The organism is Thiobacillus sp. (assembly GCF_030696885.1).
Taxonomy (GTDB): Bacteria; Pseudomonadota; Gammaproteobacteria; order Burkholderiales; family Thiobacillaceae; genus Thiobacillus.
This window is the reverse complement of sequence record NZ_JAUYRI010000015.1, coordinates 12984-35428: the sequence shown is the minus strand read 5'-3', so window position 1 is coordinate 35428 and position 22445 is coordinate 12984. Positions and strand designations below refer to the sequence as shown.

Genomic DNA, 22445 nt, shown 5'->3' with positions numbered 1-22445 from the left:
ATGAAAGCTGTAATTCTGGCCGGGGGCCTCGGTACCCGCATTTCCGAAGAGACCCATCTCAGGCCTAAGCCCATGATCGAGATCGGCGGCAAGCCGATCCTGTGGCACATCATGAAAATGTATTCCGCCCATGGGGTCCATGATTTTGTGATTTGTTGCGGCTACAAGGGATATCTGATCAAGGAATACTTCGCCAACTATTTTTTGCACATGTCCGATGTCACCTTCGACATGGAACACAATCAGATGGAGGTCCACCAGCGCAAGGCCGAGCCATGGCGTGTGACGTTGGTCGATACGGGCGAAGAAACCCTCACGGGAGGGCGCCTGAAGCGAGTGGCCGAATACCTGAAGGATGAAGAGGCATTCTGTTTTACCTACGGTGACGGGGTGTCGGACGTTGATATCTCGCGTGAGATCGCATTCCACAAGCAGCACGGTAAATGGGCAACCATCACTGCGGTTCAGCCCCCTGGACGATACGGTGCGCTGCAGATGGCGGGCGCCGTTGTTTCGGGATTCACCGAGAAACCGCGAGGTGACGGCGGCCTGATCAACGGCGGCTTCTTCGTGCTATCGCCCAGGTGCATCGACCTGATCGCCGGAGACCAGACCAGCTGGGAGGGAGGGCCTCTGACGCGCCTGGCGGCAGAGGGGCAACTGATGGCGTTCGAGCATGATGGTTTCTGGCAGCCCATGGATACGCTGCGGGAAAAGAACCTACTTGAAGAGTTGTGGGTGTCCGGCAGGGCGCCGTGGAAAGTGTGGCAATGAACCCGGACTTCTGGCGCAGCAAGCGCGTCTTCCTGACCGGCCACACCGGCTTCAAGGGTGGTTGGCTGACACTGTGGCTGACCGAGATGGGCGCCGAAGTACATGGCTATGCACTGCACCCTCCCACGGAACCCAACCTGTTTACGGTTGCGAACCTGCAAGACCGTCTGGCCCGCAGCACGATAGCCGACATACGTGAAGCGGATTCGCTTACCCGGGCCATGCAGGCGGCCCGGCCCGACATCGTTTTCCATCTGGCCGCCCAGCCGCTGGTGCGCTATTCCTATGTGGCGCCCGTGGAGACGTATGCCGTCAATGTCATGGGGACGGTCAACCTGCTTGAAGCGGTGCGCCAGACACCCGGCGTGAAAGCTGTGGTCAACGTCACGACCGACAAGTGCTACGAGAACCGTGAATGGGTCTGGCCCTACCGCGAGAACGAAGCCTTGGGAGGCTTTGATCCTTATTCCAGCAGCAAGGCCTGTTCCGAGCTGGTGACCGCGGCCTACCGCCGCTCCTTCCTGGAACCTGCCGGAGTGCATCTTGCCAGCGCTCGTGCCGGCAACGTCATCGGCGGGGGCGACTGCGCGGCCGACAGGCTTGTTCCTGATTTTCTGCGGGCGCTGGATGCAGGGCGGACCCTTGTCATCCGCTCACCTTTGGCCACGCGCCCTTGGCAGCATGTGCTGGAGCCGTTGTCGGGTTACCTTGTTCTGGCTGAAAAGCTGGTTACCGAAGGGCAGGGCTTTGCCGAGGCGTGGAATTTTGGCCCGGCGGAAGTTGACGCCAGGCCGGTGCAATGGATAGTCGAAAGACTCTGCCAGCAGGTACCCGGTGCTGCCTGGGAATGCGATGCCTCGCCGCAGCCACATGAAGCCAATACCCTCAAGCTGGACAGTTCCAAGGCCAAGGCCAGGCTTGGATGGTGTCCGCGTTGGAATCTGCACACCGCGCTTGGGATGACGCTGGCCTGGCATCAGGCCTGGAGGGAAGGGAGCGACATGGCCGCCGTCAGCGTGCGGCAGATCCAAGAGTACAGGATGGCGGCAGGGCAGGCATGAGCGCCCGCTTCGACATACTGGATACGCCTCTTTCGGGCCTGCGGGTCCTGCAACGCAAACCCATTGGCGACAGCCGGGGCTATCTGGAGCGCCTGTTCTGCAGCGAGGAACTGCATGCGCTCGCCCCGGGCAGGCACATTGCGCAGATCAACCATACTTTGACGGCGAGCCGCGGCACGGTGCGCGGCATGCATTTCCAGCATCCGCCCCATGCCGAGATCAAGTATGTGAGCTGCCTGCGTGGCGAAGTCTTTGATGTTGCCGTGGACCTGCGCCATAATTCGCCGACCTTTTTGCGCTGGCATGCTGAATTGCTCAGCGCGGACAACCACAAAACCCTCGTCATCCCGAAGGGCTTTGCCCACGGGTTTCAAACCCTCACCGACGATTGCGAAATGCTGTATTTCCATACCGCCGCTTTCCAGCCTGGGGCGGAAGGCGGTTTGAATGCGCAGGACCCCCGCCTTGCCATCCAATGGCCGCTCCCGGTTGCCGGCCTGTCGCCGCGCGACGCTTCACATCCCTTTCTGGATGACAACTTTGCCGGGTTGACCCTATGAAATGCCGTCACTGCGGGGCGGAACTCAAACTGCCACTGGTGGACCTTGGCAGCGCGCCGCCTTCCAACGCCTATCTAACCGAGCAGACCCTGCATATGCCGGAAAAATGGTTTCCGCTACGTGTGCTGGTGTGCGAACAGTGCTGGCTGGCACAAACAGAAGATTTTGCCCAGGCAGATGAACTCTTCGATGCCGAATATGCCTATTTCAGCGGTTTTTCGAGTAGCTGGCTGGCCCATTCCGAACGCTATGTCGCGGACATGGCGGCGCGTTTCAACCTGACTGCTGACAGCCATGTGATCGAGGTCGCCGCCAACGATGGCTACCTGCTGCAATACGTCAAGGCGCGCAACATCCCCTGCACTGGGGTGGAGCCCACTGCAAGCACTGCCGCGGCGGCGCGGGCTAAAGGAATCCCGATTGTGGAGGACTTTTTCGGTGTGCGTCTGGCCAAGGAACTTGCTGCCCAGGGCAAGCAGGCCGATCTCACTGCCGCCAACAACGTGCTTGCCCATGTGCCGGATATCAACGACTTCGTGGCGGGCTTTGCCTTGCTGCTGAAGCCGCCGGGCGTGGCTACATTCGAATTTCCCCACTTGCTCAAGCTGGTCTCGGAAAACCAGTTCGACACCATCTACCACGAGCACTTTTCGTATCTCTCGCTCACCGCAGTCGAGCGCATCTTTTCTGCCAATGGCCTCAGCGTGTTCGATTTGGAAGAACACCCCACCCACGGCGGCAGCCTGCGCGTATTTGCCCAGCGAAGCGACACCGGGCAGCAGTCGCGCAGCACCCGGGTAGATGAACTGTTGCAACGCGAAGTAGACGCGGGAATGCTCACTGCCGGCTATTACGCAGATTTTCAGAAAAAGACCAACCGTGTCAAGAATGACTTCGTTGCCTTCCTGGTGGAAGCCAGGCGCCATGGAAAACGCGTGGCCGCTTATGGCGCCGCAGCAAAAGGCAATACCCTGATGAACTACGCCGGCATTCGCCCTGATCTCATTTCGTTTGTGGTGGACCGCAACCCAGCCAAGCAGGGGAAATACATGCCAGGCAGCCGGATCCCCATCGTCGACGAATCGCTGCTTGAGAAGGAAAAGCCGGATTTCGTCGTCATCCTGCCGTGGAACCTCGAGCATGAAGTCATGCGGCAACTCGACTACATCAGGGCTTGGGGTGGCCGCTTTGTCACCGCAGTCCCTGAGTTGCGGACCGTGTCATGAAAGTTGCTGTCACAGGCGCAATGGGTTTCATCGGCAGGCATGTGGTCGCTGAGTTGGCGGAACATGCCGTCGAGGTTGTTGCGGTCGTCAGGCCATCGTCGACGAGAACCCTGGCGCTCCCGGCGGGCAAGGTCGTTTCACTGGATTTGCATGATGCGCCTGCCAACGCTTTCGAGGTCTTGGGGTGCCCTGATGTGCTGATTCATTTGGCATGGGATGGCTTGCCCAATTACAAGTCCCTGCATCACTTTGAGACGGAACTACCGGCGCAATACCGTTTCCTTAAAGGGCTAATAGAAGCCGGTTTGCAGAACTTAGTAGTTGCGGGTACCTGTTTTGAATACGGCATGCAGTCCGGGCCGTTGAGCGAAAGCGTTGCGCCGAATCCGAGTAATCCCTATGGCTTTGCCAAGGATGCACTTCGGTCCGAGCTTGAATACTTCAGGAAAATCCACCCGTTCCATTTGACTTGGGCGCGTCTCTTTTATCTCTATGGCGAAGGGCAGGCGGAAAACTCGTTGTTGCCGCAGCTAAGGCAGGCGGTTGAGCGGGGTGATCCGGCTTTCGATATGTCTGGCGGGGAGCAATTGCGCGATTATCTGCGTGTTGATGAAGCTGCTAGATACCTGGTTTCATTGGCTTTTGCAATGCAAGATGTCGGTGCTGTCAACGTCTGCTCAGGAACCCCAATTTCTGTTCGTGGACTTGTAGAGGGCTGGATTAAGGAAAATGGTTGGGCGATCAGGCTCAATCTCGGCTACTACCCTTATCCTGATTACGAGCCTATGGCTTTTTGGGGTGATTCAACGAAACTTTCAACGCTTATTGGTCAGGCCACATGACAAACAAATACAACGAATTCCAGGAAGAATGTCGATCTAGAGTTGCTTCTTATCCAAACTCGGAGATTCAGCGCGCTGCAGATGACTTTGTGCGCGCAAGCACCCAACCGAAATACTCATACAATTTCTCTTGGATGGGGCGGCCAATCATTCAGTATCCGCAAGACATGATTGCCATGCAGGAACTGGTCTGGTCGATCAAGCCTGATCTGATTATTGAAACTGGCATCGCCCATGGCGGTTCGCTTGTCTTCAGCGCCTCGATGCTAGCGCAACTCGACATGTGTGATGCAATCGAGTCCGGCATGAGCTTCAACCCCAAGGAGTCCCAACGCAAGGCGCTGGGCATCGACATCGACATCCGTGCCCACAACCGGGCTGCCATCGAAGCTCACCCCATGGCCTCTCGCATCCAGATGATCCAAGGCTCGAGTATCGCGCCAGAAATCATCGAACAGGTCAAGCAAATAGCATCGGGCTACAGCCGAATCCTTGTTTGCCTTGATTCAAATCACACCCACGAGCACGTTTTGGCTGAACTGGAGGCGTATGCGCCACTGACTTCAATAGGAAGCTATTGCGTGGTGTTCGACACCATCGTCGAGGACCTGCCCGCCGATATGTACCCCGATCGCCCATGGGGGCCGGGGAACAACCCAAAAACTGCTGTCTGGGAGTACATCAAAAGCCATTCTGAATTCGAAATCGACAAAGGCATTCAACACAAGTTGCTAATTACTGTGGCCCCCGATGGATACTTGAAACGCGTGGGATGAAGCTGACCACCCGTTTGATCCGATTTGAACCGATGGAAAAATACACAGTAATTATCCCGACAAGGGATCGTGCGGAGACTTTGGAGGCAACTCTGCGAACCTGCCTGAGGCAGGCTTATAAATACTACGAAATTGTTGTTAGCGATAATTGCAGCGTCGATAACACCAAGGAAATTGTAGAGCGCTTCAATGATCCGCGCATTCGCTACATCAATCCCGGGCGACGATTGAGCATGTCGGGAAATTTCGAGTTCGCATTGGGGCATGTGACAGAAGGATTTGTCATGTTCATTGGTTCCGATGATGGAATCATGCCCGGTGCTATCGATTATGTAGATTCAATCGTAAAGAAATTCCAGGTCGATGCGGTCTCATGCAGCCAGGCAACGTACGTGTGGCCCGACTTTCCTGACGAACAGATTGCCAGTCGTTTAACCTTTGGAGGTTTGCGGAACCACGTGGAGATCCGCAGATCGAGCGAGTGGCTAGAAAAGACACTTAATTTCCAGGTTCCTTACTGTTTTGATTTGCCGAATCTTTACTGTGGGTTTGTCCACAAGCGGGTTATCGACAAGGCATACAAGGATGGGCAGTATTTCCGCTCAATTACGCCCGATGCCTACTCGGCATTTGCGACAGCAATTTTCATCGACAAGTATGCATTTTCTTACAGGCCGTTTTCCATAGCGGGAGCGTCGAGCAAGAGCAATGGGGCGTCTGCGATGCACCCAGTAGGGGATGCTTCCGAAGCAACCAAGTTTTTTCAGGAAAATGACATCGAGTTCAGTGAAGGGTTTATTAATTGCCCCAGCTATGAAGTGATAGCGGCTGAGGCCTATGCCCAACTTGAAAAGGCTTTTCCGGATTTGTGTGAGCCATACCATATTAATTACGAAGCCATGCTTGCTGCTGCAACCGCAAATTCGAATGAAAGAACCGAGGATGTTATAAAAAATGCTGTCGCTAAGATGGCTGTCAATTTTGGCGTAAACATTAGGCAGGTGAGTTACCGTAAAAAAACTCGACATTCCGATGTTTTTTCAATGATTAACCGCGTGCTTGTTAATCTGATTTCGCCGCGACCGGTGGCAGTTGAAAGATCAACGGACGTGGGCGTCAATAATATCGACGACGCAGCGCTGGTGGCCCACCTGTTGCTCGAGAAGCAGCGAAAAGGCATGGTGACCACTAGCAGAGACCTCATTAAAGCTATCCTCAAGCAAAGGATGGGTTTCTAGTGGTATGCCTATTTCAACTTTGGGAGGTAATAGATTGTGATGCGTAAAGTGCTTGTAACCGGCGGTTCGGGATTTCTCGGTTCCCACCTGTGTGATCGTCTCATCAAGGATGGCCACGATGTGCTCTGTGTAGACAACTTCTTTACGGGCAGCAAAACCAATATTGCGCATCTGATTGGTCATCCGTATTTCGAGTTGATGCGCCATGACGTGACGTTCCCGCTCTATGTTGAAGTTGACCGGATTTTTAACCTGGCTTGCCCGGCTTCGCCCATTCATTACCAGCATGACCCGGTCCAAACCACCAAAACCAGCGTACATGGGGCGATCAACATGCTGGGTTTGGCCAAGCGTGTGAAGGCACGGATCTTTCAGGCATCCACCAGTGAGGTGTATGGCGATCCTGAAATGCATCCGCAACAGGAGAGCTACTGGGGGCGCGTCAACCCTATTGGTCCGCGTTCCTGCTATGACGAAGGCAAGCGCTGTGCCGAAACGCTGTTCTTCGATTACCAGCGGCAACACAACCTAGACATTAAGGTCGTGCGTATATTCAACACCTATGGGCCGCGCATGCATCCGAATGACGGGCGCGTCGTCAGCAATTTTATTGTTCAGGCCTTGAAGGGCGACGACATCACCATCTACGGTGATGGACGGCAAACCCGTTCCTTCTGCTATGTGGATGACATGATCGAAGGTTTTGTCCGCATGATGGACAGCGAGCCTGGCTTCACTGGCCCCGTCAACATGGGTAACCCTGGTGAGTTCACGATGCTTGAACTGGCCGAGAATGTGTTGAAGCTGGTGGGCGGTAAATCGAAACTCGCGTTTCACCCGCTGCCGACAGATGATCCCAAGCAGCGTCAGCCAGATATCACTTTGGCGAAAGAGAAACTCGGCTGGGAGCCGAAAGTTGCTCTTGAAGACGGACTGAAGGAAACCGTGGCCTATTTCCGGAAGACCCTGAATGTCTGATTGGCAGTTGAAAACCCCGGTTGCTTTCATCATCTTCAACCGCCCGGATACAACGGAACGCGTTTTTGCCGAGATCGCAAAAGCCAGACCGCCCAAGCTCCTGGTGGTGGCCGATGGCCCTCGAGAAAATCGGGCTGGAGAAGCGGAGAAATGTGCCGCGACAAGGGCGATCATCGATCGGGTTGATTGGGATTGCGAGGTGGTTAGGAATTTCTCGGATCGCAACCTGGGGTGTAAGCGGCGGGTCTCCAGTGGCATCGACTGGGTGTTCGCGCAGGTTGAAGAGGCCATCATTCTTGAAGATGACTGCCTGCCCGCCCCGACTTTCTTCAGATATTGCCAGGAACTTCTGGAACGTTATCGCCATGATCAGCGCATCGGACTGATCAGCGGTGATAATTTCCAGTTCGGTCGACGTCGCAATGACGACAGCTATTACTTCTCGAAGTATGTCCATATTTGGGGATGGGCCACTTGGCGTGATCGTTGGGCTGGTAGTTACGATGTGTCCATGGCCAAATGGCCGCGCATCCGGGAAGAGGGTTGGCTGGCAGACATGTTGGGGAATGAGCGCGAAGCAGCTTTCTGGAACAAGATTTTTGAGCGTGTGTATCGTGGCGAGATCGACACGTGGGATTACCAATGGGTGTTTGCCAATTGGGTAGAAGGCAGGTCGACGGTCCTGCCGGCTACGAACCTGATTTCAAATATTGGATTTGACGCAAATGCCACGCATACCACCGGTGACAGTGAATTGGCCAATCTGGCAAGCCAGCCTGTTGTGTTTCCGCTGAAGCATCCTGTCGGCGTCATCAGAAACATGCAGGCGGATTCATACAGTGAAAAAAAGTGTTTCCAGATTCCGTTGGCAAAGCGAATCCGGAACAAGCTCGCAGGCCTGCTCAGATGACCGCTGAAATCCATGGTGGCGATGGTGTCGGCTGTCCGGTCTGTTCTGGGCCGATGAAACACTGTTTTTCAGCACAGGTCCTCTGCAGGTATCAGGCTGACTATGAAGTCTGTGATCAATGTGGCTACCTGCGCGCCCATGATCCACACTGGCTGAATGAGGCCTACTCAAGTGCCATTGCTGCCGCCGATACCGGGTTGGTGATGCGGAATCTTGCCGTCGCAAGCAAGTTGGCCGGCGTGCTTTACTGGGTTCTGGGCGAGCGCGGAAAAGGACTTTATCTCGACGCCGCGGGCGGATACGGGATGCTGACCCGCTTGATGCGTGATTTCGGGTTTGATTTCTATTGGGCTGACAAATACTGCAGCAACCAGCTTGTTCCGGGCTTTGAATACAAACCAGAGCAGGGTCCGTGCAATGCCGTCACGGCAATCGAGGTGTTTGAACACCTAACTGATCCGGCTGCGTTCATCAAGGAAACGCTGGCGTTTTCCGGCGCCCGGACGCTGATTTTCACGACTGAACTGTATACCGGTGATCCACCTGCACCCGAGTCGTGGTGGTACTACGCGTTTGCTACCGGCCAACATATCGGATTTTTCCAGCGTCGGACGCTGGAAACACTTGGGGAAAAACTGGGCCTGCATTTTTTCAGTGCTAATGGGATCCACATTTTTTCAGATCGCCGGATTGATGAATCCATGCTGCGAATCGCAACCGGGCGATGGGTGTCGCGGGTTGCTCCCTGGTGGATACGCAGGAGGTTGGGATCGAAGACGCTTAGCGACCATGAACTCATGCTGCAGAAAATCGGCTAAACCGGCTTGATTTTGAACCAATGAAGATCGGATACGATTCGCAGATATTCTGTGCGCAGACCTATGGTGGCGTATCGCGTTATTTTTGCGAGATTGCTTCCCGCTTGGCGCAGACTCCGGGGCTTGAAGTCTCAATTGCAGCACCGCTGCATATCAATGCCTATCTGCAACACTTGCCGCCAGGTATCGTGACGGGATTTCGTGGGCCTCGAGCCGACCGCTTCGAATCGGTCTACCCTCGCCTGTTTCTTCGGGGGGTGGGCCTCGTTCTAGGGGATCTTGTGCTTCGCACCCAGTTTCCCGATATCGTCCATGAAACCTATTACTTGGCCTATCCGCTCGGACCACGTCGAGCGCGCCGCGTGCTCACCATTTATGACATGATCCACGAGCGTTTTCCGTCGGACTTTCCGCTTGCTGACAAGACAACCAGGCACAAGGCCGTGGCTGCCAAGCGGGCAGACCATGTGATCTGCATTTCAGAATCGACACGACGGGATGCCATCGAAATTCTTGGGTTGGCGCCGGAAAAGACCTCCGTGATCCATCTCGGATTCGACTTGATGAAGGGCGGGGAGGATGGCCTCATGAATGAGAAAAGCGTAACTAACGAGCCCTTCCTTCTTTATGTGGGGAATCGTGGAGGGTACAAGAACTTTCTCGGCCTGTTGGAGGCTTATGCGTCATCCCTGCAACTTCGTGCCGGATTCAAGCTAGTCTGTTTCGGGGGCGGCGCATTGAGTGCGGACGAACAGGAGAGGATTACGCGATTGGGCCTGGATAGCGGCCAGGTGATCCAATTGGGCGGAAGTGATCAGTTACTGTCCCAACTCTATGCCCGCGCGAATGCGTTCGTTTATCCTTCGCTATACGAGGGCTTTGGAATACCACCCCTGGAAGCGATGTCGCACGACTGTCCGGTCATCTGTGGTATTACCAGTTCCATTCCCGAGGTGGTGGGAGATGGAGGCGAGTATTTCGACCCAGCCGATGTTGATTCGATGCGGGAGGCAATCGAACGCGTGGTGAGTTCGGAAAGCCATCGCAAGGTGCTGATTGAGAAGGGCCGAGCTCGCCTCGCTTGTTTCTCATGGGATCATTGTGCCAAGGAAACGCTGGGCGTGTATCGGCGTCTTGTTTAAGGGCGAAAGATGAAACGTGCTTTGATATGCGGAGTTTCTGGGCAAGATGGGGCCTATCTTGCGCAATTTCTTCTGGATAAGGGCTACGAAGTCTGGGGGACATCGCGTGATGCACAGGCCTCCTCGTTCGCCAACTTGTCACGCCTTGGAATACTTGGTCGCATCAAGACAGTTTCCATGGCAGCCAACGACTTCAGAAGTGTGCTGCAGGCGATCAGCCAGAGTGAACCTGACGAGATCTACAATTTGTCGGGGCAAAGTTCAGTTGGCCTCTCTTTTGAACAACCAGCGGAAACGCTCGAGAGTATCGCGACGGGCACACTCAATCTCCTCGAGGCCATCAGATTTCTTGGCACCCCGGTCAGGTTTTATAACGCGGGGTCCAGCGAATGCTTTGGCGATATCGGAGCTGGAGCTGCTGACGAAAATGCGCATTTCCATCCGCGCAGTCCCTATGCAGTGGCTAAGTCCACAGCTCACTGGTTGGTCGACAACTACAGGTCTGCTTACGGGCTTTATGCTTGCACCGGGATTTTGTTCAACCATGAGTCGCCACTGCGGCCGACTCGTTTTGTGACGCGGAAGATCGTGCGGGCAGCTGTGCGCATTTCCCAGGGCGCAGCTGAAAAGCTGACGCTTGGGGATATGGCGATTCAGCGTGACTGGGGATGGAGCCCTGAATACGTGGATGCGATGTGGCGGATGCTGCAGATCGATCATCCAGAGGATTTCGTGATCGCAACGGGGGAGTCCAATTCCCTCGAAGAGTTCGTTGCATCAGTTTTTTCCCAATTGGGCCTGGACTGGCGTCAGCATGTGGTTCAAGACCCGGGCCTTTTTCGCCCATCCGAGATTCGATACAACTGTGGCAACGCGGAGAAGGCACGGCGCATTCTGGGGTGGTCAGCCCAGAAGAAGATGCGCGATGTGATCCGCGAGATGGTCCGTTATGAGTTGCAATTGGCCGAGGTGAAATAGCAGGCTGAAATATGTGTCGTTTAACTTTGAGTGCGTGATGCTGAATCTTCCCAAACATAAAATTAAGAAATTGCTGCATACGTTGGGGATCGAGGCGCATCGCTACCATCCCACAGCGTCACCATTGGCACGCCTCATGGCGGCGATACACGCCTTTGAAATTGATCTGATATTTGACATCGGTGCCAATGAAGGCCAGTTTGCCATGGAGTTGCGTGAAGGCGGGTATCAGGGCCGGATTGTCTCCTTCGAGCCCTTGGCGCAGGCTTTTGACAAACTGTCGACGTTGAGCAAGCACGATCGCGCCTGGTTGGTGCATCCACGCTGTGCACTGGGTGATCACATGGGGGAAATCGATATAAATATTTCAGGGAACTCAGTTAGCAGCTCAGTCCTTCCCATGCTGGCGGCACACAGTGCGGCGGCACCGCAGTCAGCTTACATTGGACGTGAACGGGTTCCTCTGATCACCGTCGACTCCATGTCGCAGGACTATTTCGCCGGTTCACGCGCCCCGTTATTGAAGATTGATACTCAGGGCTACGAATGGCAGGTTCTCGACGGGGCAATGACATCCTTGCCTAAGGTGAGTGGAATCCTGATGGAATTGTCCCTTCTTCCTCTGTATCAAGGGCAGCGTCTTTGGCGGGAATGCGTCGAGCGCCTGGAGAGCGCGGGCTTCGTGTTGTGGTCGCTCGAGCCCGCATTCGTCGATCCGATAAATGGGCGAACCATGCAGTGGAACGGACTGTTCTTTAGGCAATGAACTTGGACTGGCCACGCATTTCAATCATTACACCAAGCTTCAATCAGGCTGAATTCCTGGAACGTACGATTTTGTCGGTGTTGGAGCAGGATTATCCTGATCTTGAATACATCGTCATCGACGGCGGGTCTACCGACGGCAGTGTGGACATCATCCGCAAGTACGAAAGCCACCTTGCGTTCTGGGTTAGTGAAGAAGATCAGGGGCAGTCCCATGCCATCAACAAAGGGTTAAAGCGGGCTACGGGTGACTGGGTGGCTTGGCAAAATTCAGATGATATTTTCTACCCAGACGCGTTCAAGCGTGTTGCGGTGGCAGCCAAGCGCTATCAAAAGGTGGATTTGATAACCGGTGACATCAATCTGATCGATGAATCGGACAGGGTGATTCGGGAGATGAAATATGTACGGCCAACCTATGAGGCGTTGCTCGCTGAAGGCATGGTATTAACCAATCAGGCTGCCTTTTGGCGACGTGGTCTGCACTCGCGAATCGGTTTTCTCGATGAGTCGCTGCATTATGGCTTTGATTACGAATGGTTCTTGCGTGTACTGAGAGAAACGAATCAGGCTGTACATCTGCCTTATTGTTTGGGCGCCTTGCGTTATCACGATGCAACCAAGACCAGCCGAAGCCAGCCTCTGTTCGATGCCGAATACCGCCGCATTATTAATGGCAGAGTAATGCCAGGATGGAAAAAGAACGCTTACCGTGCGCGGCGATTGTTTCTGACACTTGCTAACGGCCATTTCGGATATGTAATTCGGGGCCTTAGGCGCCGCGCTTCCGGGCTGAGCAAATGAAGGTCTCGGTCATCACCGTTTGCTTCAATGCTGTTAACACTATCGCTGACACGCTGGAGTCAGTCGCAACTCAGACCCACCCAGGCATTGAGCATATCGTGGTGGATGGCGCCTCAACGGATGGCACGCTGGATGTCATCAAGCGTCATGGCAAGCGTGTGGCCCGACTGGTTTCAGAACCGGACCAGGGGATTTACGATGCGATGAACAAAGGCCTTCTGCTGGCGACAGGAGAGACCATCGGTTTTCTCAATGCCGATGACGTGTATGCCGATACGGGGGTGCTGGAGCGGGTGTCCGCGATCATGGACGCGGAGAAACTCGACGCCCTGTTTGGCGATGCCGAGTTTGTCAGCCCAACTCGACCAGACCGCTCCGTGCGTCGCTACCGGTCGGAAAGATTCTGCCCCGAGCGCATTGCATGGGGATGGATGCCAGCACATCCGGCGCTTTTTCTAAGGCAGCAGGTGTATCAACGTTTCGGCAGTTTTCGGACCGACTATCGGATCGCCGGCGATTTCGAACTGGTGGCGCGCATGTTCCATGGCGGGACGCTGCGCTACCGCCACCTTCCGGAAGTGCTGGTGCGGATGCGAACCGGCGGAGTCAGCACGGGAGGATGGCGCAATACCATCCTGCTCAATCGGGAGGTGTTGCGGGCCTGCCGGGAGAACGGCATCCAGACCAGCCTGCCGAAAATCCTTTCAAAATACCCGGCCAAGTTGCTCGAGTTCTTGCATCGATGAGGATTGTGGTTTCGGGCGCCAATGGTTTTGTCGGTCGCGCGTTGTGCATACATCTGCGTACGCATGGTCACGTCGCGATTCCAGCCGTGCGTCGTGGTTCTGGCCTTGCGGGAGAAGTTGTTGTGGGTGACATACGCGGCACGAACGACTGGGCGGTCGCGCTCACCGGTTGCGATGCCGTCGTCCACCTCGCCGCACGCGTCCACGTCATGAACGATACGGAACAGGATCCGCTTGAACGGTACCGTGCCATCAACACCGAAGCCACGCTCAATCTCGCCCGCCAGGCAGCTCGTGCAGAGGTGAAGCGCTTCGTTTTTATCAGCACCATCAAGGTCAATGGAGAAGGGCGTGCTACGCCGTATCGTGAAACCGATACGGCTGCGCCAGAGGATGCCTATGCGATTTCCAAGTGGGAAGCCGAGCAGGGCTTGCAGCAGATAGCCGCGGAGACTGGGCTGGAGGTCGTCATCCTGCGGCCACCGCTGGTATATGGTCCCGGGGTGAAAGCGAACTTTTTGCGCCTGTTGCGCACCGTGGAACGCGGCTGGCCGCTGCCGCTGGGGGCGATCCGCAATCGCCGCAGCCTGCTGTATCTGGGCAACTTTGTGGATGCGATCCGGCTGTGTGTCGAGCATCCGGCTGCCGCGGGGCAGACCTTCCTGCTGGACGACGGCGAGGCCGTCTCGACGCCTGACCTGGTCCGTGCGGTAGCGCATGCCATGGAGCGTCCCGCACGTTTGCTGTGGGTGCCGGTCAGCGTGCTGGAATTCATGGGGACGCTTCTGGGCAAGCGCACGGCCGTGTCGCGGCTGACAGGTTCGCTGTGGGTCGACAGTTCGTTGATTCGCTCGCGTTTGAGCTGGACGCCGCCCTATTCAATGGAAGCGGGACTGGCGGCGACGGTGGCTGCAGCAAAATGAACGGGCTCGCTGTCATGTCCGCGTTCATCACTTGCTGGCTGACGCTCGCCTGGCTGTTGCGGCGCGGCAGCCTGCCGATGGACCATCCCAACGAGCGTTCGCTGCATGCGACGCCGACGCCGCGCATCGGTGGTCTAGGCATCCTGGCCGGGGTCGGGGCGGCCAGTCTGTGGCTGGCGGACGCAGCGCTATTCCCCGTGATGCTGGCCGCGTTTGCGCTGGCCGCATTGTCGTTGCTGGACGATCTGCGCGGCTTGCCGGTGGCGCTGCGCTTCCTGGCGCATTTTGTTGCGGCGGCAGCGTGCCTGCTGGCGATCGGATTGAGCGGCTGGGCGCTGGTCGGAGCGACGCTGGCCGTGGTCTGGGTGACCAACCTTTTTAATTTCATGGATGGCTCAGACGGACTGGCGGGCGGCATGGCCACCATCGGATTTGGCGCGCTGGCACTGGCGGCATGGCTGGGCGATGCGCCGGACTTGGCTGCATTCTGTGCAGCGATTGCCGCGGCGGCGCTGGCCTTCCTGCGCTTCAATTTTCCACCTGCGCGGGTGTTCATGGGCGATGCGGGGTCGATCCCGCTGGGATTTCTGGCGGCTACGCTCGGCATTCTGGGCGCCATGCAGGGGGTGTGGCCGTGGCTGTTTCCGTTGCTGGTGTTTTCGCCCTTTATCGTGGATGCCAGCGTGACGCTGGGACGACGCGCGCTGCGTGGCGAGAAAATCTGGCGGGCGCATCGGTCCCATTACTATCAGCGCGTGGTCTTGCTGGGGGCGTCGCATCGCCAGCTGGCGCTGGCCGCCTATGCGCTGATGCTGGTGATGGCTGCGCTGGCCTTCGCGCACCTGGTTTTTCCACAACAGCTTGTTTGGCTGCTTATACTGTCGGCCGCACCTTATATAGTGATTTTTACCGCCATCGATTTTCGTTGGTATCGATCCCGCAATGAACTTTAGTCCACGCACCCTCGCCATCATCCTGCATGACATTCTGGTGGCGACCCTCGCCTGGCTGGCGGCCTACTGGCTGCGCTTCAATCTGTCGATGCCGCCCGAGTACCAGGCGGCGGCGTTGTCCACGCTGGCCTGGGTGGTGCCGCTGCAGGCTGTGGTGTTCTGGCGCTTCGGCCTGTACCGCGGCCTCTGGCGCTTCGCCAGCCTGCCCGATCTCAAGCGCATCGTTCTTGCCGTCGGACTGGCAGCGCTGCTGATTCCGCTGGTGCTTGTGCTGTTCCGCGTCAGTGCGGTGGTGCCGCGTTCGGTGCTGATCCTCGATCCCTTGCTGCTGGTTGTCCTGATGGGTGGTAGCCGGCTGGCCTACCGTGCGTGGAAGGAACATCGTCTGGCCAGCGTGCTGCATCCGGACAGCAAGCCGGTGCTGGTGGCGGGCGCCGGATCGGCTGCCGACTTTCTGCTGCGCGAGCTGGCTCGTAATCCGGCTGGTTTCCACGTGGTCGGGCTGCTTGATGACAGTCGCGACAAGCAGGGGCGGCTGGTGCAGGGGATTCCGGTACTGGGTGTGCTGGACGACGTCGCGGCTGTGGCGAAGAAGATGGAAGTCGACGATATCGTGCTGGCGCTGCCGTCGGCCGCGCACGAGGTGCGCAGACGGATCACCCAGGCCTGTGCCGATGCGGGGCTGAATGTGATGACGATCCCGTCGCTGGAAGACCTGGTGGCGGGGCGGGTGTCGGTAGCCAGCCTGCGTCGTGTCGAGCTCGACGATTTGCTCGGGCGCGACCCGGTCCAGCTCGATGACAGCGGTCTGCACCAGCTGCTGACCGGTCAGGTGGTGATGGTGACCGGAGCGGGCGGATCGATCGGCTCGGAACTGTGCCGCCAGATTGCGCGCTATGCGCCGGCGAAGCTGGTGCTGTTCGAACAATCGGAACTGGCGCTCTATGCGATGGAGCAGGAGCTGCCGCAGCGTTATCCCGGGATGCAGATCGTGCCGGTGATCGGCGACGCCAAAAACGCCGCCTGGGTGAATCAGGTCATGGCCGCGCAGCGCCCGAGCGTGGTGTTCCATGCCGCCGCCTACAAGCACGTGCCGCTGATGGAAAACGCCAATGCGTGGGAGGCGGTGCGCAACAACGTGCTGGGTACGCAGGTGGTTGCCGCAGCGGCGCAGGCGCATGGTGTCGGCAAGTTCGTGATGATTTCCACCGACAAGGCGGTCAACCCGACCAACGTGATGGGCGCCACCAAGCGGCTCGCCGAAATGACGTGCCAGGCGATGCAGCAAGCGAGCGGCACCCGCTTCGTGTCGGTGCGCTTTGGTAATGTGCTCGGCTCATCCGGCAGCGTGATTCCCAAGTTCCAGAAGCAGATCGAGGCGGGCGGCCCGGTGACAGTGACGCACCCCGACATCACGCGCTATTTCATGTCGATCCCCGAAGCAGCGCAGCTGGTGCTGCAGGCCGGCCTGATGGGCGAGGGCGGCGAGATTTTCGTGCTCGACATGGGCGAGCCGGTGAAGATCGCCGAGCTGGCCAAGCTGATGATTCGCCTGTCGGGGGCAGATGAGAGTCAGATCCGCATCGACTACACCGGCCTGCGCCCCGGCGAAAAACTTTACGAAGAACTGCTGGCCGACGACGAATCCACGCTGCCGACACCTCATCCCAAGCTTCGGGTGGCCCAGGCGCGCGCAGCCGACGCCGCCTGGCTTGCCGTATGCATGGCCTGGCTCGACGGAAATGGTCTGCATGACGAAGCAACGGTCAAGCGCCAACTGAAAGCCTGGGTGCCGGAGTACCAGCCCGAGTCGGGGATGTCATGACCACGGCGCGCCTGCGCGTGAAAGTGCTCAGCACGCTGCCGGACGCAATCTGGCTGCATCAGTTTCCGCATGACGTGCCCGTGTGGGGGGCGTGCGAATTCGTCTTCGAGCGGGATGCGCGCGACTATGACTGGCTGCTGGTATACGACGACCTGCCCGCGCGCGCGGGCGAGCCGAAGAAAACCACACAGGAAGCGCTGGCCTGCCCGCGCGCGCATACCCTGCTGGTGACCACCGAGCCGTCGTCGGTGAAGATCTATGGCGACAGCTACACCCGCCAGTTTGGCGCAGTGCTCACCAGCCAGCCAGCATGGGCGCTGCCGCATCCGCAGCGGATTCATGCGCAGCCGGCGCTGCACTGGTTTTATGGCGTCGGCAGCCGCGAGATCGTGCCGTTCGACCGCATGCTCGCGCAGTCCCCCGCTGACAAAAGCCATGAGGTTTCGATGGTGTATTCGCCGAAGGCGATGCGCCATACCCTGCATTACCGGCGTGCCCGTTTCATGCGCTGGCTGGTCGAACACATGCCCGAGCTCGACACCTTCGGTCGTGAAACGCCCCGCGCACTCGACGACAAGGCCGATTGCCTGCGGGCCTACCGCTACCACGTTGCCATTGAGAATTTCGTTGGCGCGCATCACTGGACCGAGAAACTTGCCGACCCGTTTCTTGGGCTGACGCTGCCGTTCTATTACGGTTGCCCGAATGCGGCAGACTATTTTCCCGCCGATAGCTTCATCCGCATCGACATCCGCGACCCCGCCGGCGCGCTCGACATCATCCGCACGGCGATCGCCAGCAACGAATATGAAAAGCGCCTGCCGGCATTGATCGAAGCACGGCGGCGGGTGATGTTCGATTACAACCTGTTTGCCGTGGCCGCGCGTGAAATCGCCCGGCTGCATCGGGCAGATGCGCCCGCCGAAGCCGGGGCCGTGCTGCTGTCGCGCCGCGCCATGCGACGGTCGAGCCCGGCGGTGGCGCTGCGCGATCTGGTTGGGAAGCTGCGCGGGCGGCTGCTGCACCTGCCCGCCGCACTTAGCGGACGGTCCTGACGGGCGACTGCGCCAGTTCCGCGTACAGGCCCAGGGTCTGGTCGAGCATCGCCTGCAGCGGGAAAAACGCCCCAGCCGGAACGGGTTCCGGCTGTTGCAAAAGTTGCGCGATGCGCTGGCAGGCGTCGTCGATGCGGCCGAGCGGTAACAGCCCTGCAGGGTAGATGGTCCGCAGAATTTCGCCGACGCCGCCGTGGCCGTAGCCTGCTGTCGGCACCCCCAGCCGCAGCGCCTCCAGCGTGGTGCGGCCGAACGACTCGGGCTGGGTCGACAGCGATAGCACCAGGCTGGAAATCGCCAGAATGTTTTTCAGGTCGTCGCGCTGGCCGGTAAAGCTGATGTCGGCCGCCATCCCCATGCTGCGCACGCGATAGCGCAGCTTTTGCAGATAGCGCTGCTTGGAAGCCGTTGCGCCGCCGACGATCAGACCGTGCACCGGCAGCCCTCGCCGCTTCAGCCGCGCGATCAGTTCGATGAAATCCTCGTGGCCCTTGAGCCGGGTGATGCGGCCGGGCAGGGTCAGCAGCAGCGTGTCCGCGGCCTGCGGAAACTGGGCAAAAAATGCTTGCTGCCACACTAGGTCGGGTTTCCAGCCGTACGGATACGCCTGCTCGTCGACGCCGCGGTGGATGACCTGGATGCGGTCCGCCGGCGTGTCGGGATATTCGCGCAGGATGTAATCGCGCACGGTGTTGGACACCGCGATCACCCGTTCGCCCTGCGTCATGATGCGGCTGTAGCGGTTGACCCCATACATGCCGTGCACCGTGGTGACAAAACGCGGCCGCGTGGCCGGGTTCATGCGGCGCCAGGCCAGCCAGGCGATCCATGCCGGCACGCGCGAACGCGCATGGACGATGTCGACCTTCTGCTCCAGCAGAAATTTGCGCAGCTTGCCGACCAGCCTCAGCGTGCTGAACGATTTTGTGCCGATCGGCCAGGTATGGTGTTCTGCGCCACACTGGTCCAGCGGCGCGACCAGCCGCCCGCCCGCCGACATGACCAGCGCGCGGTGGCCATGCTCGACCAGGGCCTGGGCCACTTCGAGGGTGCCGCGTTCGACGCCGCCCGATTCCAGCGCGGGCACCAGTTGCAGGACGGTCAGTTTTTTGTTTTCAGTCATGCGTTTTTATGTGTTCTCCAGCCATTCAAGTATCCAGCCCGCACAGCGGTCCGCCTCGGCCAGCGGGTGTACATCGGGATGTAGGACACCATGAGCGCACCAGCTGACGAAGCGGGTGATGCGCTGCGCATCGGCGAGTTCTGAAATCGCCCAGCCGACGCGGCTTTTCGGGTTGACCGGTAGATCGAACACGCCGACCTCGGCGCCTGCGGTCAAGGCTTCGTACACCATCGAGGCGCTGTCGGGCGTCACCCACGCCGTGCCGCAACGGGCCAACTGCGTGGGCAGCCACTCGGGCGAGGTGGCGGTGTGGGGCGTCACGCTCAGGTTGGGAAAGGTCGGCAGCGCCTCCAGAAAATCCGCCGGCGTGCGGCGCGAAGTCGTCAGCGTCCACTGTGTGTCGGGCGTGCGCGCGAGGATGCTCTTGATCTGCAGCTGGATCGCATCGCTGTCCCAGTCGAAATGCCTGGATACGCCGCCCACCAGGATCAGACCTAGGCTCGAATCGTGGGTCGCGGCCGGGCGGATGCGGTTCAATGCCCCCTCGGTCACCAGCGTATGCGCATCCCCCGCGAGACCATCGTGACGCGGCACCATGCACAAGTCGAAGCAGCGCCGTGGCAGGCTGGGTTTCATCAGCACCACCGTGCGGCCGCCGCGCGCGCGCCGCGCCGCCAGCAGCGTGAGGTGGGTGGCATGGCCGGCGCCCAAGATCAGGTCGGGCGCGGGCAGGGCGGGTCCGGGAACGCGTTTCAACAGCAGCGCCAGCAGGGCGCGCCAAGCCGGCAGCGCGGGCAGGGTGTGAATCGTGGTGGGCGTAGCGCGCGCCAGCGCCTCGGCCAGGCCGAGCGACTGGTTGAGATGTCCAGGCTTGCCGTCGCTGACGATCCAAACCACCCGCGGCGTCGCGGCGCGGCCGGGGTCGGGCATGGGCGCGTCCGGCATCATCCGGTCGGCAGCCGCGTTGCAATGCGGTTGTCACGAGGGCGGGTACTGTATCGTGCCGCGCCTTGATCGGCGGCCGCTGGGGGAAAAATGCGTGTCATGATCGCGCAGCTTGGTAGGTGGAGTCTGGCGTGTAAATCGTCCTGTCCTGCCAGGCCGGGCACCGCCAGCCTGCATTGTGCCATCAAGCGTCGTGCCATCCGCGTTCCAGCGCAGCCTGCCAGCGGTAGGGTGCGGGGTCGAGGGAGGGTGTCCTGCCTTCCATCAGATCGGCCAGCAGTTCCGCCGAAGCGGGCGCCATCGTCACGCCATAACGGTAATGACCGGTGTTGACGAACACATTATCGAAATCCGGATGGCGGTCGATGACCGGGATATTGTCCGGCGACCCCGGACGCAGCCCGGCCCAGTGTTGCACCGGCTGGATCGTCGCCAGCGCGGGCAGCAGCGCGGCCGCGTCGGCGTGCAGGCGCAGGCGCGTGGCGCCGTCGGTCGACTTGTCGAAACCGGCGTCCTCCAGCGTGCTGCCTGCCAGCACATGGCCGTCGCGGCGCGGGATCAGATACAACCCGTCGCAGTACAGAATCGTCTCGAGCACACCCGGCGCCAGCTTGAACAACAGCATCTGGCCGCGAACCGGACGTATGTTCGGCACGGCCGCCAGGCCGGCTAGTCCCGTCCCGGACCAGGCACCGCTTGCCAGCACCACCTGATCCGCCGGCAAGGTGCCGGTTGCCGTCAGCACCGCCGTCACCCGGCCGCCTTGCGCCAGCACGCCGGTGGCCGGGCAGTGCTCGTGGATCGTGCCGCCGTGCCGCACCACCGCCGCGCGCAGCGCCGCAACCAGGCGCGGGTTGCGCACCTGAGCCACCCCGGGCAGCCAGATTGGTGCGCGGGCTGACAGGCCGGCCGGCAGCGACACGCTTTGGGGATATCCCCGCTGCGCCGCCATGCCATGTGCGGCACACCATGCCAGCGCCGGGTCCGGCGCTGCAACATCCAGTGCCAGCATGCCGCAGCGCCAGAATTCGGCATCGCGCCCCGAATGCCTCTCGATGTCCGCCACCCAGTCCGCATAGCCCGCCATCGAGCGCAAGGCCAGTGCGGCAACCGCCTCGCCATACGCCCACGGCAACAGCGGCGAAAGGATTCCGCCTCCCGCCCACGAGGATTCGCCGCCCACGGCGCCGCGTTCCAGCAGTGCGACGGTATAGCCCCTTTTGAGCAGGATCAGCGCCGCGCTCAGGCCGGAAACGCCTGCACCCAGGATGACGGCCGAGGTTTTCACGCCGGATGGGTCAGGCTCATGCACAGGCGGCGCCTACGACTAAAGTTGTATAGATGCGTCCCCGCCAGCGTGCCAAGCTGAATCTCCTGAATACAACGGGGGAGGGATGAAAAATGGATAAACGTGGATTCACACTGGTTGAACTGCTGGTTGTGCTGGCGGTGGGGGCAATTTTATTGGCGATTGCCTCTCCCGGCTATGCATTTCTCGTGAACAGCAGCAGGCTGGCAGCGGCGACCAACGATGTTGTGACGGCACTCCAGTTGGCGCGTTCCGAAGCGATCAAGCGCGGCACCCGGGTCACCGTATGCAAGTCCAGCAACCCCATGGCGGCTTCGCCAGCCTGCCACACTGCAGCCAGCTGGCAACAGGGCTGGCTGGTCTTTGTCGACGGCGGCGTGCGCGGAGCAATCGATGCAGGCGACACACTGCTGTGGGTGCACGGCCCGCTTGCAGCGGGTGCAATCACTGCAGGCAGCAACTTCAGTGACTTTGTCAGCTATCGGTCCAATGGCGTCAGCCAGGGCTCGGGTCATTTGTTCAACGGCAAACTGCATATTTGCCTGGGAGGCAATCAACGCGACGTCATTATTAGCAATACCGGCCGAGTGCGGCTTGAGTCCACCTCCTGTTGATCGTTTCGAACATTCAAGTTGGCCCTGTTCCTGACGTTAATTACCGTGATCTTCTGAACGCACTGGGTAAAGCTGGAGCC

At 59.0% G+C, this 22445-nt stretch carries 23 protein-coding genes; 20 read left to right on the top strand and 3 right to left on the bottom strand.

Annotation, left to right across the window (positions count from 1 at the left end):
• The 19 genes from rfbF to Q8R61_RS07210 are packed head-to-tail and all read left to right on the top strand — an operon-like array spanning position 1 to position 18374.
• Complete coding sequence (gene rfbF / locus Q8R61_RS07300) at positions 1 to 774, top strand: glucose-1-phosphate cytidylyltransferase (protein ID WP_305535749.1); 774 nt, start codon at positions 1 to 3, stop codon at positions 772 to 774.
• Entirely contained in the window at positions 771 to 1835 is a 1065-nt protein-coding gene (gene rfbG, locus Q8R61_RS07295; protein WP_305535747.1) for a CDP-glucose 4,6-dehydratase, read from the top strand. Before rfbF ends, rfbG begins: the two co-directional genes overlap by 4 nt.
• Complete coding sequence (locus Q8R61_RS07290) at positions 1832 to 2395, top strand: dTDP-4-dehydrorhamnose 3,5-epimerase family protein (RefSeq protein WP_305535745.1); 564 nt, start codon at positions 1832 to 1834, stop codon at positions 2393 to 2395. Before rfbG ends, Q8R61_RS07290 begins: the two co-directional genes overlap by 4 nt.
• Positions 2392 to 3621 (top strand): class I SAM-dependent methyltransferase, encoded by a 1230-nt coding sequence (locus tag Q8R61_RS07285; protein ID WP_305535743.1) that lies wholly within the window; start codon positions 2392 to 2394, stop codon positions 3619 to 3621. Before Q8R61_RS07290 ends, Q8R61_RS07285 begins: the two co-directional genes overlap by 4 nt.
• A complete protein-coding gene (locus Q8R61_RS07280) occupies positions 3618 to 4463 on the top strand; it encodes an NAD(P)-dependent oxidoreductase (protein ID WP_305535741.1) in 846 nt (281 codons plus the stop codon). The genes Q8R61_RS07285 and Q8R61_RS07280 overlap by 4 nt, the downstream gene beginning before the upstream one ends.
• Positions 4460 to 5239, top strand: coding sequence for a cephalosporin hydroxylase family protein (locus Q8R61_RS07275; protein ID WP_305535739.1), 780 nt, complete (start codon positions 4460 to 4462; stop codon positions 5237 to 5239). Before Q8R61_RS07280 ends, Q8R61_RS07275 begins: the two co-directional genes overlap by 4 nt.
• Positions 5236 to 6477 (top strand): glycosyltransferase family A protein, encoded by a 1242-nt coding sequence (locus Q8R61_RS07270; RefSeq protein ID WP_305535737.1) that lies wholly within the window; start codon positions 5236 to 5238, stop codon positions 6475 to 6477. Before Q8R61_RS07275 ends, Q8R61_RS07270 begins: the two co-directional genes overlap by 4 nt.
• Positions 6478 to 6516: 39 nt before the next feature.
• Positions 6517 to 7455: a UDP-glucuronic acid decarboxylase family protein gene (locus Q8R61_RS07265; protein WP_305535735.1), complete on the top strand. Its 939-nt coding sequence runs from the start codon at positions 6517 to 6519 to the stop codon at positions 7453 to 7455.
• The gene (locus Q8R61_RS07260; RefSeq protein WP_305535733.1) at positions 7448 to 8365 is read left to right on the top strand and encodes a glycosyltransferase family 2 protein; all 918 of its coding nucleotides are present in this window, start codon (positions 7448 to 7450) and stop codon (positions 8363 to 8365) included. Before Q8R61_RS07265 ends, Q8R61_RS07260 begins: the two co-directional genes overlap by 8 nt.
• On the top strand, positions 8362 to 9183 hold the full coding sequence (locus tag Q8R61_RS07255) for a class I SAM-dependent methyltransferase (protein WP_305535731.1): 822 nt from the start codon (positions 8362 to 8364) through the stop codon (positions 9181 to 9183). Before Q8R61_RS07260 ends, Q8R61_RS07255 begins: the two co-directional genes overlap by 4 nt.
• A 20-nt stretch (positions 9184 to 9203) precedes the next feature.
• The gene (locus tag Q8R61_RS07250) at positions 9204 to 10325 is read left to right on the top strand and encodes a glycosyltransferase family 1 protein (protein ID WP_305535729.1); all 1122 of its coding nucleotides are present in this window, start codon (positions 9204 to 9206) and stop codon (positions 10323 to 10325) included.
• Positions 10326 to 10334: 9 nt separating this feature from the next.
• On the top strand, positions 10335 to 11303 hold the full coding sequence (locus Q8R61_RS07245) for a GDP-mannose 4,6-dehydratase (RefSeq protein ID WP_305535727.1): 969 nt from the start codon (positions 10335 to 10337) through the stop codon (positions 11301 to 11303).
• A 37-nt stretch (positions 11304 to 11340) separates the two neighbouring features.
• The gene (locus Q8R61_RS07240; protein ID WP_305535725.1) at positions 11341 to 12069 is read left to right on the top strand and encodes an FkbM family methyltransferase; all 729 of its coding nucleotides are present in this window, start codon (positions 11341 to 11343) and stop codon (positions 12067 to 12069) included.
• 2 nt (positions 12070 to 12071) lie between these two features.
• Positions 12072 to 12872 (top strand): glycosyltransferase family 2 protein, encoded by an 801-nt coding sequence (locus Q8R61_RS07235; protein ID WP_305535723.1) that lies wholly within the window; start codon positions 12072 to 12074, stop codon positions 12870 to 12872.
• Positions 12869 to 13618 carry a glycosyltransferase family 2 protein gene (locus Q8R61_RS07230; protein ID WP_305535721.1) on the top strand — a complete coding sequence of 250 codons (750 nt, stop codon included), beginning with the start codon at positions 12869 to 12871 and terminating at the stop codon, positions 13616 to 13618. The genes Q8R61_RS07235 and Q8R61_RS07230 overlap by 4 nt, the downstream gene beginning before the upstream one ends.
• Positions 13615 to 14541, top strand: a complete 927-nt coding sequence (locus Q8R61_RS07225; RefSeq protein WP_305535719.1) for an SDR family oxidoreductase — start codon at positions 13615 to 13617, stop codon at positions 14539 to 14541. The genes Q8R61_RS07230 and Q8R61_RS07225 overlap by 4 nt, the downstream gene beginning before the upstream one ends.
• Before the next feature lie 14 nt (positions 14542 to 14555).
• The gene (locus tag Q8R61_RS07220; protein ID WP_305535717.1) at positions 14556 to 15494 is read left to right on the top strand and encodes a glycosyltransferase family 4 protein; all 939 of its coding nucleotides are present in this window, start codon (positions 14556 to 14558) and stop codon (positions 15492 to 15494) included.
• Positions 15484 to 17319 carry a nucleoside-diphosphate sugar epimerase/dehydratase gene (locus tag Q8R61_RS07215; RefSeq protein ID WP_305535715.1) on the top strand — a complete coding sequence of 612 codons (1836 nt, stop codon included), beginning with the start codon at positions 15484 to 15486 and terminating at the stop codon, positions 17317 to 17319. The genes Q8R61_RS07220 and Q8R61_RS07215 overlap by 11 nt, the downstream gene beginning before the upstream one ends.
• Positions 17316 to 18374: a glycosyltransferase family 10 domain-containing protein gene (locus Q8R61_RS07210; RefSeq protein ID WP_305535713.1), complete on the top strand. Its 1059-nt coding sequence runs from the start codon at positions 17316 to 17318 to the stop codon at positions 18372 to 18374. Before Q8R61_RS07215 ends, Q8R61_RS07210 begins: the two co-directional genes overlap by 4 nt.
• On the opposite strand, the gene Q8R61_RS07205 is transcribed toward Q8R61_RS07210, so the two are convergent.
• The 3 genes from Q8R61_RS07205 to thiO all read right to left on the bottom strand — a co-directional run bounded on the left by Q8R61_RS07205 (position 18358) and on the right by thiO (position 21730).
• A complete protein-coding gene (locus tag Q8R61_RS07205; protein ID WP_305535711.1) occupies positions 18358 to 19497 on the bottom strand; it encodes a glycosyltransferase family 4 protein in 1140 nt (379 codons plus the stop codon). The genes Q8R61_RS07210 and Q8R61_RS07205 overlap by 17 nt on opposite strands.
• A gap of 6 nt (positions 19498 to 19503) precedes the next feature.
• The gene (locus tag Q8R61_RS07200) at positions 19504 to 20427 is read right to left on the bottom strand and encodes a mitochondrial fission ELM1 family protein (protein ID WP_305535710.1); all 924 of its coding nucleotides are present in this window, start codon (positions 20425 to 20427) and stop codon (positions 19504 to 19506) included.
• Positions 20428 to 20626: 199 nt separating this feature from the next.
• Positions 20627 to 21730 carry a glycine oxidase ThiO gene (gene thiO, locus Q8R61_RS07195; protein WP_305535708.1) on the bottom strand — a complete coding sequence of 368 codons (1104 nt, stop codon included), beginning with the start codon at positions 21728 to 21730 and terminating at the stop codon, positions 20627 to 20629.
• A 113-nt stretch (positions 21731 to 21843) separates the two neighbouring features.
• On the opposite strand from thiO, the gene Q8R61_RS07190 reads away from it, so the two are divergent.
• Positions 21844 to 22365 carry a GspH/FimT family protein gene (locus Q8R61_RS07190; protein ID WP_305535706.1) on the top strand — a complete coding sequence of 174 codons (522 nt, stop codon included), beginning with the start codon at positions 21844 to 21846 and terminating at the stop codon, positions 22363 to 22365.
• Positions 22366 to 22445 lie beyond the last annotated feature (80 nt).

Bases quoted from the DNA above. Each gene is read 5' to 3' on its own strand.
- rfbF (WP_305535749.1), top strand. From the start codon at position 1: ATGAAAGCTGTAATTCTGGCCGGGGGCCTCGGTACCCGCATTTCCGAA.
- rfbG (WP_305535747.1), top strand. From the start codon at position 771: ATGAACCCGGACTTCTGGCGCAGCAAGCGCGTCTTCCTGACCGGCCAC.
- Q8R61_RS07290 (WP_305535745.1), top strand. From the start codon at position 1,832: ATGAGCGCCCGCTTCGACATACTGGATACGCCTCTTTCGGGCCTGCGG.
- Q8R61_RS07285 (WP_305535743.1), top strand. From the start codon at position 2,392: ATGAAATGCCGTCACTGCGGGGCGGAACTCAAACTGCCACTGGTGGAC.
- Q8R61_RS07280 (WP_305535741.1), top strand. From the start codon at position 3,618: ATGAAAGTTGCTGTCACAGGCGCAATGGGTTTCATCGGCAGGCATGTG.
- Q8R61_RS07275 (WP_305535739.1), top strand. From the start codon at position 4,460: ATGACAAACAAATACAACGAATTCCAGGAAGAATGTCGATCTAGAGTT.
- Q8R61_RS07270 (WP_305535737.1), top strand. From the start codon at position 5,236: ATGAAGCTGACCACCCGTTTGATCCGATTTGAACCGATGGAAAAATAC.
- Q8R61_RS07265 (WP_305535735.1), top strand. From the start codon at position 6,517: ATGCGTAAAGTGCTTGTAACCGGCGGTTCGGGATTTCTCGGTTCCCAC.
- Q8R61_RS07260 (WP_305535733.1), top strand. From the start codon at position 7,448: ATGTCTGATTGGCAGTTGAAAACCCCGGTTGCTTTCATCATCTTCAAC.
- Q8R61_RS07255 (WP_305535731.1), top strand. From the start codon at position 8,362: ATGACCGCTGAAATCCATGGTGGCGATGGTGTCGGCTGTCCGGTCTGT.
- Q8R61_RS07250 (WP_305535729.1), top strand. From the start codon at position 9,204: ATGAAGATCGGATACGATTCGCAGATATTCTGTGCGCAGACCTATGGT.
- Q8R61_RS07245 (WP_305535727.1), top strand. From the start codon at position 10,335: ATGAAACGTGCTTTGATATGCGGAGTTTCTGGGCAAGATGGGGCCTAT.
- Q8R61_RS07240 (WP_305535725.1), top strand. From the start codon at position 11,341: ATGCTGAATCTTCCCAAACATAAAATTAAGAAATTGCTGCATACGTTG.
- Q8R61_RS07230 (WP_305535721.1), top strand. From the start codon at position 12,869: ATGAAGGTCTCGGTCATCACCGTTTGCTTCAATGCTGTTAACACTATC.
- Q8R61_RS07225 (WP_305535719.1), top strand. From the start codon at position 13,615: ATGAGGATTGTGGTTTCGGGCGCCAATGGTTTTGTCGGTCGCGCGTTG.
- Q8R61_RS07220 (WP_305535717.1), top strand. From the start codon at position 14,556: ATGTCCGCGTTCATCACTTGCTGGCTGACGCTCGCCTGGCTGTTGCGG.
- Q8R61_RS07215 (WP_305535715.1), top strand. From the start codon at position 15,484: ATGAACTTTAGTCCACGCACCCTCGCCATCATCCTGCATGACATTCTG.
- Q8R61_RS07210 (WP_305535713.1), top strand. From the start codon at position 17,316: ATGACCACGGCGCGCCTGCGCGTGAAAGTGCTCAGCACGCTGCCGGAC.
- Q8R61_RS07205 (WP_305535711.1), bottom strand. From the start codon at position 19,497: ATGACTGAAAACAAAAAACTGACCGTCCTGCAACTGGTGCCCGCGCTG.
- Q8R61_RS07200 (WP_305535710.1), bottom strand. From the start codon at position 20,427: ATGCCCGACCCCGGCCGCGCCGCGACGCCGCGGGTGGTTTGGATCGTC.
- Q8R61_RS07190 (WP_305535706.1), top strand. From the start codon at position 21,844: ATGGATAAACGTGGATTCACACTGGTTGAACTGCTGGTTGTGCTGGCG.